Source organism: Ruegeria sp. C10, from assembly GCF_056537805.1.
The window spans coordinates 670,052-682,285 of the sequence record NZ_JBQFSC010000002.1 but is presented as its reverse complement, the minus strand read 5'-3'; the positions used below and the strand labels follow the sequence as shown (position 1 = coordinate 682,285).

At 56.8% G+C, this 12,234-nt stretch carries 10 protein-coding genes; 9 read left to right on the top strand and 1 reads right to left on the bottom strand.

Annotation, left to right across the window (positions count from 1 at the left end; all coding sequences use genetic code 11):
- Window positions 1-103: 103 nt before the first annotated feature.
- The 6 genes from purC (at window position 104) to ACR0DE_RS11770 (ending at window position 8,384) form a co-directional block, all read left to right on the top strand.
- Entirely contained in the window at window positions 104-859 is a 756-nt protein-coding gene (gene purC, locus ACR0DE_RS11795; RefSeq protein WP_170393164.1) for a phosphoribosylaminoimidazolesuccinocarboxamide synthase, read from the top strand.
- 100 nt (window positions 860-959) lie between these two features.
- Window positions 960-1,190 (top strand): phosphoribosylformylglycinamidine synthase subunit PurS, encoded by a 231-nt coding sequence (gene purS, locus ACR0DE_RS11790; protein WP_010439914.1) that lies wholly within the window; start codon window positions 960-962, stop codon window positions 1,188-1,190.
- Between the two features lie 25 nt (window positions 1,191-1,215).
- Window positions 1,216-1,884, top strand: coding sequence for a phosphoribosylformylglycinamidine synthase subunit PurQ (gene purQ / locus ACR0DE_RS11785; RefSeq protein WP_170393163.1), 669 nt, complete (start codon window positions 1,216-1,218; stop codon window positions 1,882-1,884).
- A gap of 36 nt (window positions 1,885-1,920) precedes the next feature.
- Complete coding sequence (locus ACR0DE_RS11780; RefSeq protein ID WP_480438519.1) at window positions 1,921-3,699, top strand: sensor histidine kinase; 1,779 nt, start codon at window positions 1,921-1,923, stop codon at window positions 3,697-3,699.
- A gap of 11 nt (window positions 3,700-3,710) precedes the next feature.
- A complete protein-coding gene (locus ACR0DE_RS11775) occupies window positions 3,711-5,045 on the top strand; it encodes a sigma-54-dependent transcriptional regulator (RefSeq protein ID WP_170393162.1) in 1,335 nt (444 codons plus the stop codon).
- 507 nt (window positions 5,046-5,552) lie between these two features.
- The gene (locus ACR0DE_RS11770) at window positions 5,553-8,384 is read left to right on the top strand and encodes an Rne/Rng family ribonuclease (protein WP_480753309.1); all 2,832 of its coding nucleotides are present in this window, start codon (window positions 5,553-5,555) and stop codon (window positions 8,382-8,384) included.
- 56 nt (window positions 8,385-8,440) lie between these two features.
- Here ACR0DE_RS11770 and ACR0DE_RS11765 read toward each other — a convergent pair whose 3' ends face one another.
- A complete protein-coding gene (locus ACR0DE_RS11765; protein ID WP_170393161.1) occupies window positions 8,441-8,674 on the bottom strand; it encodes a sulfurtransferase TusA family protein in 234 nt (77 codons plus the stop codon).
- 105 nt (window positions 8,675-8,779) lie between these two features.
- Here ACR0DE_RS11765 and ACR0DE_RS11760 point away from each other — a divergent pair, with 105 nt between their 5' ends.
- From ACR0DE_RS11760 to ACR0DE_RS11750, 3 genes are all read left to right on the top strand, one after another.
- Window positions 8,780-9,532: a cytochrome c biogenesis CcdA family protein gene (locus ACR0DE_RS11760; protein WP_170393160.1), complete on the top strand. Its 753-nt coding sequence runs from the start codon at window positions 8,780-8,782 to the stop codon at window positions 9,530-9,532.
- 87 nt (window positions 9,533-9,619) lie between these two features.
- On the top strand, window positions 9,620-10,834 hold the full coding sequence (locus tag ACR0DE_RS11755; RefSeq protein ID WP_480753307.1) for a hypothetical protein: 1,215 nt from the start codon (window positions 9,620-9,622) through the stop codon (window positions 10,832-10,834).
- A complete protein-coding gene (locus ACR0DE_RS11750; protein ID WP_480753305.1) occupies window positions 10,831-12,180 on the top strand; it encodes a cytochrome P450 in 1,350 nt (449 codons plus the stop codon). The genes ACR0DE_RS11755 and ACR0DE_RS11750 overlap by 4 nt, the downstream gene beginning before the upstream one ends.
- Window positions 12,181-12,234: the final 54 nt, after the last annotated feature.

The window sequence follows — 12,234 nt, the reverse complement described above, 5'->3', positions numbered from 1 at the left end:
AAAGCCTCTCGGGGTTGCGAACTTGCGGGAAAGCGGGGCTTGCACTATGAGGGCGCCAACGTGAAGGGACTCATTCCCTTTCCCCAGACTGGAAAGGTCGCTCATGGCGCGTCGCAAGAAGATTTACGAAGGTAAAGCCAAGATCCTGTATGAAGGTCCCGAGCCGGGCACCATCGTGCAGTACTTCAAGGATGACGCCACAGCTTTCAACGCCGAGAAGAAAGACGTGATCGATGGAAAGGGCGTTCTGAACAACCGGTTGAGTGAATTCTTCATGACCGGTCTGGCACAGATCGGAGTTCCGACGCACTTCATTCGCCGTCTGAACATGCGGGAGCAACTTGTGCGGAATTGTGAGATCATTCCACTGGAAGTGATCGTCCGCAACTATGCCGCCGGATCGATGTCCAAACGCCTCGGTATCGCCGAGGGTACTCAACTGCCGCGCCCGATTGTTGAATACTGCTACAAGGACGATGCGCTGGGTGATCCGCTGGTGACCGAAGAGCACATTGCGGCATTCGGCTGGGCGAGCCAGCAGGATATGGACGATATCCTGAGCCTTGCACTGCGCGTTAATGATTTCATGAGCGGCGTGATGCTGGCGGTTGGTATTCGTCTGGTCGATTTCAAAATCGAGATCGGGCGCGTGTTCGAAGGCGATTTCCAACGACTGATCATTGCGGACGAAATCAGCCCCGACAGCTGCCGTCTATGGGATATCGAAACCGGTCAGAAGCTGGACAAGGATGTGTTCCGCCGTGATCTGGGTAGTCTGACTGATGCATATTCTGAGGTCGCCCGCCGTCTTGGCGTTCTGCCCAAAAGCAATGTCACAAAACCAACGCTGATCAACTGATCCTGTCTCATATCGACAGGGTTGTCCGACAAGCCCAAGCGGGGTATCCCGCGCCCAACGAAACGGATCGATGCGCGGTCCATCAGTGGAGTTCTCGAAAATGAAAGCACGTGTGCATGTGATGCTCAAGAACGGGGTTCTGGACCCGCAGGGCGAGGCTGTGCGTCACGCATTGGGTGCGATGGGCTTTGATCAGGTCGAAGGTGTCCGTCAGGGCAAGGTGATCGATCTGGAACTGGCAGACGGCGCGACCGAGGCGGACGTAACCAAGATGTGCGAAAAGCTGTTGGCCAACACGGTCATCGAACGCTTCGAGATCGAACTGCTCTGAGTTTTCCGACCTAGGAGGGTCCGCCATGCGCGCAGCCGTCATCGTTTTTCCTGGTTCCAACTGTGATCGGGACCTTGCCGTCGCCTTCGAGCAGGCCGGTTTTTCCGTCGATATGGTCTGGCATAAAGATGCCGCGCTGCCCGAGGGCATAGATATTGTCGGTGTTCCGGGTGGGTTTTCCTATGGTGACTATCTGCGCTGCGGCGCGATTGCGGCCCAATCGCCCATTTGCAAAGCGCTGGCCGCGCATACCGAGCGTGGTGGCTATGCCGTCGGCATCTGCAACGGTTTTCAGGTTCTGACCGAAACCGGAATTCTACCTGGCGCGCTGTTGCGCAATGCCGGTCTGAAATACATCTGCAAAACGATCGGACTCAAGGTCGAAACCAGCGATAGCGCCTTTACTGAAGGATACAATGCCGGGGATGTGATCGATATCCCGATTGCGCATCACGATGGCAATTATTTCGCAGACGATGAGACCTTGGCCGAGTTGAAGGATCAGGATCGCATTGCCTTCACATATGCCGAAAATCCCAATGGTTCGCGCGACGATATTGCAGGGATTTTATCGCACAACCGGCGCGTGTTAGGCATGATGCCCCACCCAGAACGAGCGGCGGATTCAGGCCACGGAGGCACTGACGGGACGGCGCTCTTCCGCGCATTGGCCGGGGTGCTGACGCCCGCGTGACTTGAGGTCATCAGTCGGGACGCGTAGCGTCAGTACATGAGCGCGGAAGATCAAGCAAACAGCAAAGGGTTTCTGAACCGGTTTCGCGGCGCGCCTATGGGCTGGCGGCTGCGTCTTGCCGTGTTTTTGTTGCTGCTTGCTACCGTCGCCACAGTGTGGATCACCAACAGTCTGCTAACAAGTCGCTTCACCGAATCGACCAGAAACCGGGCCGAACTGCGGTTAGCCTTGTATTCCGGCAACCTGCTGAGTGAGTTGCGACGAAACGCCATCGTGCCGCAGTTGCTTGCCCGTGACCCCACCCTGATTTCGGCCCTGCAATCCAGCGATTACACGCTGTCGAGCCAGCGCCTGATCTCTTTCGTTGAAGAAATCGGGGCGGCCTCGCTGGTTTTGCTGGATGGGGATGGCCTGACACGTGCTGCAACCGACCGGAACCGGTTGCAGGAAAGCCACCGGAACTCGCCTTACTTCATCGATGCAATTCGATCGAATGCCACTATATTCTCGGTCATTCCACGTGAGTCCGGCGGTTACAGCTTTGTGTACTCGCGGCGAATCGAGGCGAATGCAGAGATTCTTGGCGTGATCGTAGTCGAAGTTGATTTGCAGAAATTTGAACGCGCCTGGGCTGGTATTTCTGACGCGGTGATGGTCACAGACAGCACTGGTACGATCATCCTCTCGACCGAGCCTCAGTGGCGAGGTCTGGATGAAAGTGGTGCCATGTTGCGCCAACCCCCTCAGAACGCGATTCAGCGCGCAATCCGGGCCACAACCGATTGGAGCGCTTTGCCCCCTGATGCCTATCTTCAGGGCGAGGCTGTGATGCGGATGGAGACCCGCATTCCGTTCCGGGGCTGGCAAATGACTTCGTTCACCACCTATTCATCGATCCGCGAGCGGGTGAACAGCGTTCTGGCGCTTGAGATCATGGCCTTTGCGATTCTTCTGGCGCTGACCTTCTATGCGCTCAGCCGCAGGGCGACGTTGCGCATGACCTTGTTCCAGCGCGAGTCGGCGGAGCTTCGCGCATTGAACGTAAGGCTGCAGCGGGAAATCGCTGAGCGTGAACGTGTTGAAAAGACGCTGGAAGTTGCCGAACAAACCCTTGCCCAGAGCTCAAAACTGGCAGCACTTGGAGAGATGTCTGCGGCAGTCAGTCACGAATTAAATCAACCTCTGGCTGCGATGAAAACTTATCTGGCAGGCGCGCGTCTGCTTTTGCGTCGAAACCGGCCCGAAGAGGCGTTGGCCAGCTTTGGGCGGATCGACGGATTGATCGAGCGGATGGGGGCGATCACGCGCCAGCTCAAATCCTATGCGCGCAAAGGTGCAGATGCGTTTTCGCCAGTAAATCTTGGCGAAGCGCTGGCCTCGTCCCTGTCGATGATGGAGCCGCAGCTGCGTCAGCGACATGTTAAGATAACCCAGATTTTGCCCGAAGAACCTGTTATAGTGATGGGTGATCGGATGCGGATCGAACAGGTTATGGTCAATCTCTTGCGCAATGCGCTGGATGCGACCAAGTCTGTGGATGAGCCGGATGTCGAGATCATTCTCGCTGCAGGTGAAACTGCGGTACTGACCGTGCGGGACAATGGCCACGGGATCGAGGATATCGAAAACCTGTTCGAGCCGTTTTATACGACCAAACGCCCGGGGGACGGCGTTGGTCTGGGGCTTGCCATCTCGTCCGGGATCGTGAACGACCATGGCGGACGGCTGACCGCGCGCAACGGCCAACAGGGTGGCGCGGTGTTTGAGATGCAATTGCCCATATTGGGAAGCGACGGCCTTGAGGCCGCGGAATAGAGGAAGTGACTATGGCACAGGCCATGAAAATCGCCATCGTGGATGATGAACAGGACATGCGCCAGTCGATCAGCCAGTGGCTGGCTTTGTCGGGGTACGACACCGAAACCTTTTCAAGTGCCGAGGATGCGCTCAAGGTCTTGGGGCCAGAATATCCCGGGATCGTGATCTCTGACATCAAGATGCCGGGAATGGATGGCATTCAACTGCTGAAAAAGCTGATGGGGGCCGATAGCACGCTACCGGTGATCATGATCACGGGACATGGTGACGTGCCAATGGCCGTAGAGGCGATGCGTGTCGGGGCGTTCGATTTCCTTGAAAAGCCGTTTAACCCCGATCGCATGTCCGAACTGGCCAAACGCGCCAGCAATGCGCGTCGTCTGACGCTTGACAACCGAGCCCTGCGGCGTGAGCTGTCTGGCGGTACGCAGATCATGAACAAGCTGATCGGTGCCAGCCCCGTCATGGAGCGGTTGCGTGAAGATATTCTGGATCTGGGGCAGGCGGATGGTCATGTCCTGATCGATGGGGAAACCGGAACCGGAAAGACTTTGGTGGCGCATGCATTGCACGCGGTTGGTAGCCGGGCGGGTAAGAAATTCGTCCTGGTTTCTTGCGCAGCACTTGAGGAAGAAGCGCTGTCGAAACGCCTGTTTGGCCCGATGCTCCCCGAAGACACGCAGTTGCCCGCCATCGAAGAGGCCCGCGGCGGTACGCTGGTTCTTGAGGATGTCGAAGCCCTGAGTGATACGCTGCAGGCCCGTCTATTGAGCGTTATGAATGAGCAGGGCACCCCTGCTGAAACGCGGATCGTTGCGATTTCGAACCTGCAGGAAGCGGGCAAAACCTCAGAAGATGTATTGCGTCCCGATCTGTTCTATCGGTTGGCGGCGCTGCGCATCACCATGCCTCCGCTGCGACAGCGGGGTGAGGACATCCTGACGCTGTTCACCCGTCTGAGCGAACAGTTCGCAGAGGAATATGGCTGCGACGCGCCTCAGGTCAGTGCGCAGGAAGCGGCTCAGCTGCTTCAGGCCCCGTGGCCCGGGAATGTGAGGCAGTTGATCAACATTGCTGAGCGTGCGGTGCTGCAGTCGCGGCGCGGGTCGGGGACAATTGCTTCGCTGCTGATGTCGGATCACGAAGAGATGCAGCCAGTGATGACAACTGAAGGCAAGCCGCTGAAGGAATATGTTGAAGCCTTCGAGCGGATGCTGATCGACAATACGATGCGCCGTCACAAGGGATCGATCGCCTCGGTGATGGAAGAACTCTGCCTGCCACGCCGGACACTGAACGAAAAGATGGCGAAGTACGGGTTGCAGCGTTCGGATTACCTGTGAAAGCGGAGGAGGGGGCCAGCCCCCTCTTGAGCTTGCGGTTCAATTCAACCCCTGGATATTTCTGAACAGATGAAGGGACTCTTCGGCGCGTTCTTGGGTCGCGATGCAGTTTGCCCATTGTCTTTTCCACAGGACTGCTTTTATTGTGATCGAACGGGCCGGGTATTTTGTGCCTGCAAGCCCCGTGTTTTGAGTTTCGCTGCTGAGCTGATGGTGAGGATAGATCCCGCGCGGCGCGGCAGACCGATTATGCCCCAATGGGGCAGATGAACGCCTGAACCCGTCTATGCGGGTGAATGGAATAAATGGGCGGGCCGCATATAGACGCGCCTGTCGGAGAAGAACCGCGATGACGCGCGCGCAACGATTGAGTATACGGGCAGGGGGCCAAAGCGCCAGACCCTGCCGCGCGCCGTCCGATATCGCCCGTACAAGACACCTCCCCAAAAGCGCCTGTCCGCCTGGACGGGTCAGGACAACGCGTTTGGCGCGGTGCACCAAGGACACATGGCTAAGAAAATGCTTATCGATGCCACCCACGCGGAGGAAACCCGCGTTGTGGTGGTCGACGGAAACAAGGTTGAGGAATTTGACTTTGAATCCGAAAACAAACGCCAGCTTGCTGGCAACATCTATCTTGCAAAAGTAACACGGGTTGAGCCGTCGCTACAGGCGGCATTTGTGGATTACGGCGGGAACCGGCACGGGTTTCTGGCCTTTTCCGAAATCCATCCCGACTACTACCAGATCCCCGTCGCTGACCGCGAGGCGCTGATGGAGGAAGAGCGCGCCTATGCCGAGGCGATGAAGGCGCGGGATGAGGCCGAGGAAACAAAGCCCAAGAAGCGCCGGTCACGTTCGCGTTCCAAGGCCGCTGACGTCAAGACGGACGATCCGGTTGAGACGCTGGAGGTTTCCTCAGAGCCGACCGGAATGGAAACCATCGATCTGGATGACGGTGAAGAGACGGAGGTGCCCGAAGGGACGTCTCCGATGGAAATCGTTGCCGAGACGCCGGTGGAAGAGCCAGAGGATGCCGCCGAGCCTGTTGCTGAAGAAGCTCCGACCGAAGAAGCCAAGTCCGAAGATGTAGATCAGCAGGCGGAAGCGCTAGAAGAGACTACTGAGGTAGCGGAATACGCGCCTGTCGAAGCAACTGATACCGACCAAGAAGAACCTTCGGATGAGGTCGAAGCCAAGTCTGACGCAGAAGAGGCGGAAGCTTCTGGCGATGAGCCCGAGGCAGATGGCGAGACAGAAAGCAAAAGCGCTGACGCGGCTTCGAAAGACGATACCATCGAGTCGGTGGCGGACGAAGACGATAGCGAGGATATCCGCCCTCCGCGCAAGCCACGCCCGCGCCGCTACAAGATTCAGGAAGTTATCAAGGTGCGTCAGGTCCTGCTGGTGCAGGTGGTCAAGGAAGAGCGCGGCAACAAGGGTGCGGCACTTACCACGTATCTGTCTTTGGCGGGTCGGTACTGCGTACTGATGCCCAATACCGCACGGGGCGGCGGAATTAGCCGCAAGATCACCAATGCCGCTGACCGGAAGAAACTGAAGGACATTGCCGCTGAAATTGACGTGCCCACGGGCGCGGGTCTGATCGTTCGCACGGCGGGTGCCAAGCGGACCAAATCAGAGATCAAGCGCGACTATGAATACCTGCAACGACTGTGGGAGCAGATCCGCGAGCTGACGTTGCAATCCATTGCGCCTGCGAAAATTTATGAAGAAGGCGACCTAATCAAACGCTCGATCCGCGACTTGTATAATCGCGACATCGATGAGGTTCTGGTTGAAGGCGAGGGCGGGTATCGCATCGCCAAAGACTTCATGAAGATGATCATGCCGTCGCACGCCAAGAACGTGAAGCGATACGAAGACGCGCTGCCGCTATTCGCGCGATATCAGGTGGAAAGCTATCTGGCCGGGATGTTCAACCCGACGGTTCAGCTGAAATCCGGTGGCTATATCGTGATCGGGGTGACCGAAGCGCTGGTGGCGATCGATGTGAACTCGGGTCGGGCGACCAAAGAAGGTTCGATCGAGGAAACCGCGTTGAAGACCAATCTGGAGGCCGCCGAAGAAGTGGCGCGCCAATTGCGTCTGCGCGATCTGGCCGGTCTGATCGTGATCGATTTCATCGATATGGACGAGCGCAAAAATAACTCGGCCGTTGAGAAGCGACTGAAGGACAAGCTGAAAACGGATCGTGCCCGTATTCAGGTGGGCCGGATTTCGGGCTTTGGACTGCTCGAAATGAGCCGTCAGCGTCTGCGTCCTGGAATGCTCGAGGCGACGACCCAGCCATGCCCGTCTTGCCATGGTACCGGCCTGATCCGGTCGGACGACAATATGGCACTGTCAATCCTTCGCCAGATTGAAGAGGAAGGCACTCGCCGCCGTTCGCGTGAGGTATTGGTGCGTTGCCCGGTTAGCATCGCCAACTTCCTGATGAACCAGAAACGCGAACATATCGCGCAGATCGAAGCGCGGTATGGTTTGTCGGTTCGGATCGAAGGGGACGTTCATTTGGTCAGTCCCGACTTCTCGATGGAGAAGTTCAAGACCGCGAGCCGCGTTGTTCCTGAAGCAACTGCGCCGGTGGTATCGGTTGATGCGTCGCTGATGGATATGGTCGACGCCACGGATGAGGACGAAACCGAAGAAGAAACTGCGGTTCAGAGCGAGGAAGAGACCAAGCCCAAGCGTAAACGGCGTCGGCGCCGGCGCAAGAAGAGTTCGGGCAATGGTGACGCGCCGGATGGCAATGCGGACGAGTCTGACGCAGACAGTGTAACCGACTCGAGCAACGAAGCTGAGAGCGTCGAAGCCAAGCAGACCGAGGCGGAGCCTGTTGCTGAGGAAGATGCTGAGAAAGCGGCCAAACCGAAAAAGCGCCGGGCACCGCGCCGACGCAAAAAGGATACTGAGGCCACAGTCGAAGCAAGTGAGACGCAGACCGAAGCGGATAATGCGAACTCCGATCCGCAGAAAGAGCCGGTCAATGCTGAGGCCGCCGAGGCTGAACAGCAAGAGCCAGCCGATGAGTCTGAAAGCATCGAACCAGCCGCTGAGCCCGATAGTGCTGATGCACCATCAGAACTTGAGATCGCCGAAGCAACGTCGGCTTCTGAAGTCGCTGAAGAAGTGCCAGAGGAACCTGCTGAAGCGCCTGAACTGGTTGCCGAAGAAGCCGAAGAATCGACCGTGGCAGCAGAACCCGAAGTCATTGAGGCTGCCACCCCAGAGCCGGTCTTGGAGGCAGTGGCAGACGAACCCGAACCCGCGCCGGCCAAGCCAAAGCGCCGAGGGTGGTGGTCATTGGGACAGTAAGAAAAAGGCGGGCCAACTGGCCCGCCTTTTTCATTAGGGTGCGTTCCAAAGAATCCTCAGGCCGATTTTTGGATCACATATATCTGATGACCATCTACTGTGTCTTGCGAGACAAGTGTATGGCCAGATTCGGTACAGAAATGCGGTACGTCGATAATCGCGGCAGGATCATCGGCCAGCACGCGCAGCATACCCCCCGCAGGCAAGGATTTCAGGCGCTTCCGAGCCTTCAAAACAGGCAAGGGGCACAACAATCCCAACGCATCCAGTGTTTCAATCTCATTGGTCATGGGGCTGAGATATTTCTAACGAGCGATACTGTCCAGCGCGCAACCACGAGGATGTGACCGAATGGCCTCGTGACGAAACCCGCGCGATACCATATGTGCTGAGTCATGTTCGGAATTGAGATCATAGACGCGGGCCTTCTGCCTGCCATGTTTATCGCCATGCTGGGCGGGTTGATAAGTTTTCTGTCTCCCTGCGTGCTGCCGATTGTGCCACCGTACCTCGCGTATATGAGCGGTGTGACTATCAACGAGATGCAGGATGAGGCGCGCGCGCGGCGCAAGGCGACCCTGGCGGCACTGTTTTTTGTTCTGGGTCTGTCGACCGTGTTCCTGCTGCTAGGCTTTACAGCCTCGGTCTTTGGGGCGTTTGTTCTTCAGAATCAGGTGCTTTTCGCCAAACTCTCGGGCGCTGTCGTCATTGTCTTTGGCCTGCACTTTCTGAACGTGTTCCGTATTCCTTTGTTGGATCGTGAGGCACGCGTTGATACGGGTGACTCCAGCGGATCTGTGTTCGGGGCATATATTCTGGGACTGGCCTTCGCCTTCGGTTGGACGCCGTGTATCGGCCCACAATTAGGTGCAATCTTGTCGCTGGCCGCCTCCGAAGCATCAGTCACGCGTGGCACCGTATTGCTTGGCGTATATGCGGCAGGCCTGGGCATTCCATTCTTGCTGGCTGCGATGTTCCTGAACCGCTCGATGGCGGTTATGAACCGCATCAAACCGCATATGGGCACAATCGAGAAGGTGATGGGCGGGCTGCTGCTTTTTGTTGGCATCATGCTTGTCACCGGTTTGTTCACCGAATTCAGCTGGTGGCTGCTGGAAACATTCCCGGCATTGGCAAACCTCGGTTAACCCTCTGGCATTAAACGCGGATGGATAGACGCCAGGTCTTACCTTGGCGTCAACGCTGCGCTAATCTTTGGCGCAGAGGGCCGGGTAATGAGCAGTCAGCAATCCAATCCGCAGGTGCGCAAACGCCGGGTGTTTTACATTCCCGGCTACGACCCGATTCATCCGCGCCGATATCGAGAGCTCTACCGCAAAGAGGGGGGCGCCCAGGCTGAGATATCGGGATACCAGATCGATATTAGCGCTAGGACGGGCGAAGGTCCCTACGGCTGGCAGGTGACTTCTCAGCAGGACGGCAGTCCTGTTGATGCAGATGTTCAGGTTCTGGTCTGGTCGGATATCGTGCGTGACAGCATGGCTCAATCGATACCGGCAACCTATCTGCAACTGGCGAGAACCGCCTGGATATATATCTCGACCGGTACGCTTTGGCGGCTGATGCAGCTGCGCAAGGGGCCCGTAATTGCGGCGCTATACCCGGTGGCAATGCTGCTGCTGCAGCTTTTGGCATCGTTGTTTATTGCTTGGGGTTTAGTCGCTGTATTGAAACCACTCGTTGGGTGGTGGTCTTTGGTACCTGCTGCCGGGGTAATCTATGCTCTGATGCAATGGTTCCGAAAGATCGATAATCGACTGTTCGCTTATTACCTCATGCATGACTATGCCCACTCGGCGAAGCTATACGGCGCGTACTCGCAAGATCTGCAATCGAGGCTGCGGGAGTTTTCTGACCTGATCACCGAGACGCTGGACACAGACACCGATGAGGTGCTGGTCGTAGGTCACAGCTCTGGCGCCCATCTTGGTGTGTCAGTGTTGGCAGATGTTTTACGACGACGGGGCGGTGTACAGGATAAGCCAGTCTTATCCTTTCTGACCTTGGGGCAGGTGGTGCCAATGGTTTCGTTTCTACCGCAGGCACACACGCTTCGCGCTGATCTTAAATATCTATCCGAACGCGCGGATATGACTTGGATCGATGTCTCTGCACCGGGGGATGGCTGCGCGTTTGCGTTGTGCGATCCGGTCGCGGTCAGCGGCGTCGCTGGCCCCAAAAAGTGCGGGCCGCTGGTTCTTTCTGCGGCCTTCACCCAAACACTGTCCCCCGCGCGATGGCAGCAATTGCGTTGGCGCTTTTTTCGCCTGCACTTTCAATATCTTTGTGCGTTCGATCAACCTGGACTTTATGACTATTTCCGCATCACCGCAGGTCCTGAAACATTGAAGCAGCGGTTTGAAGGGCGCGCGCCATCTCGGTCGCGCATTGAACGGGCGGTTTCGAAATACATTGCGGTGGAAGCATGACGCCCCCAAAGCCCGAAGCACGACCGGATAAAGTCTCGCTGTGGCGGTATCTGCGTCTGTTTCGTCAAGACTTGCTGTCTGCTCAGCCCCAGCGTCTATATCGAGCGTGGATGGCTGAATTCCGAACGCCGTTCTTTCGCTCGTATATGGTCAACCAACCCAATCTGATCCGCGCAGTTCTGAAAGAGCGCCCGGATGCGTTTCCAAAATCAAATCGCATCAGCGAAGGCTTACGCCCCTTATTGGGCCGGTCCGTGTTCCTGACCAATGGCGAAGTCTGGAAACGGCAGCGCAGGATCATTGATCCCGCCTTTGAAGGCGGACGTTTGAAAGATACGTTTCCCGCGATGTTAAATGCGGCGCAGGCTTGTGCGGATCGGCTTTCTGGCAGGGTTGGGCAGAAGGTGGAATGTGAAGAAATCACAAGCCATGTCGCGGCGGATGTGATTTTCCGCACCCTGTTTTCGGTTCCCATCGAACATGAGGTTGCTGCGCAGGTCTTCGATAAATTCAGAATCTATCAGCGCGAACAGCCCTTGCTGAACCTGGCCGCATTCGTTCCGGTTCCAAGCTGGATGCCCCGATTTCATTCTCGCAAAACTCGCCAAACCGCCAGCGAGATTCGGGATCTGATCAGCCGATTGACGGATGCACGCGCTATTGCAATCGAAAACGGGTCGGCCCCCGATGATCTGGCCACCAAGATAATGACGACAACAGACCCGGAAACCGGAGACCGGTTTGATGCGCAGGAAATGGTCGATCAGGTCGCCATCTTCTTTTTGGCGGGGCATGAAACCAGCGCGTCTGCACTGGCTTGGACGCTCTATCTGATGGCGATGTATCCGGACTGGCAGGAAAAGCTGGCTGAGGAAGCGAAAGCTCTGGACATGCCCGAGTTTTCAACCATGTCCCAACTAAAACTTAGCCGCGATGTGTTTCGTGAAGCTTTGCGCCTGTATCCACCAGTTCCAATGATGGTGCGCGAGGCGACATGTCCTGAACGCTTCCGTGATCGGGATATTTTGCAGGGTTCTCAGATCGTTGTAAGCCCCTGGCACTTACATCGGCACGAAAGGCTTTGGGACCGGCCGGACGATTTCGACCCCACGCGATGGACGACGGAAAACGGAAAGAAATGCCAGCGCGAGGCCTATATTCCCTTTTCGGCTGGCCCCCGGGTCTGCACGGGCGCAGGGTTCGCGATGGTAGAAGGTCCTTTGATCTTATCGATGCTCTTGCGTCGTTACCGATTCGAAACAATACCAGACGAAACGCCGGTACCGGTCGCGCATTTGACCGTCAGATCGAAAGACGGAATTTGGTTGCGCTTGGTTGAGCGCTAACAAACTACCATCGCTCTTCGGCATGCTGTATGCGGATTGAAAACGCGGAATCAT

What these genes read in the sequence shown, in the direction of transcription:
- purC (WP_170393164.1), top strand. Translation starts at nt 104, where the DNA reads ATGGCGCGTCGCAAGAAGATTTACGAAGGTAAAGCCAAGATCCTGTAT.
- purS (WP_010439914.1), top strand. Translation starts at nt 960, where the DNA reads ATGAAAGCACGTGTGCATGTGATGCTCAAGAACGGGGTTCTGGACCCG.
- purQ (WP_170393163.1), top strand. Translation starts at nt 1,216, where the DNA reads ATGCGCGCAGCCGTCATCGTTTTTCCTGGTTCCAACTGTGATCGGGAC.
- ACR0DE_RS11780 (WP_480438519.1), top strand. Translation starts at nt 1,921, where the DNA reads ATGAGCGCGGAAGATCAAGCAAACAGCAAAGGGTTTCTGAACCGGTTT.
- ACR0DE_RS11775 (WP_170393162.1), top strand. Translation starts at nt 3,711, where the DNA reads ATGGCACAGGCCATGAAAATCGCCATCGTGGATGATGAACAGGACATG.
- ACR0DE_RS11770 (WP_480753309.1), top strand. Translation starts at nt 5,553, where the DNA reads ATGGCTAAGAAAATGCTTATCGATGCCACCCACGCGGAGGAAACCCGC.
- ACR0DE_RS11765 (WP_170393161.1), bottom strand. Translation starts at nt 8,674, where the DNA reads ATGACCAATGAGATTGAAACACTGGATGCGTTGGGATTGTTGTGCCCC.
- ACR0DE_RS11760 (WP_170393160.1), top strand. Translation starts at nt 8,780, where the DNA reads ATGTTCGGAATTGAGATCATAGACGCGGGCCTTCTGCCTGCCATGTTT.
- ACR0DE_RS11755 (WP_480753307.1), top strand. Translation starts at nt 9,620, where the DNA reads ATGAGCAGTCAGCAATCCAATCCGCAGGTGCGCAAACGCCGGGTGTTT.
- ACR0DE_RS11750 (WP_480753305.1), top strand. Translation starts at nt 10,831, where the DNA reads ATGACGCCCCCAAAGCCCGAAGCACGACCGGATAAAGTCTCGCTGTGG.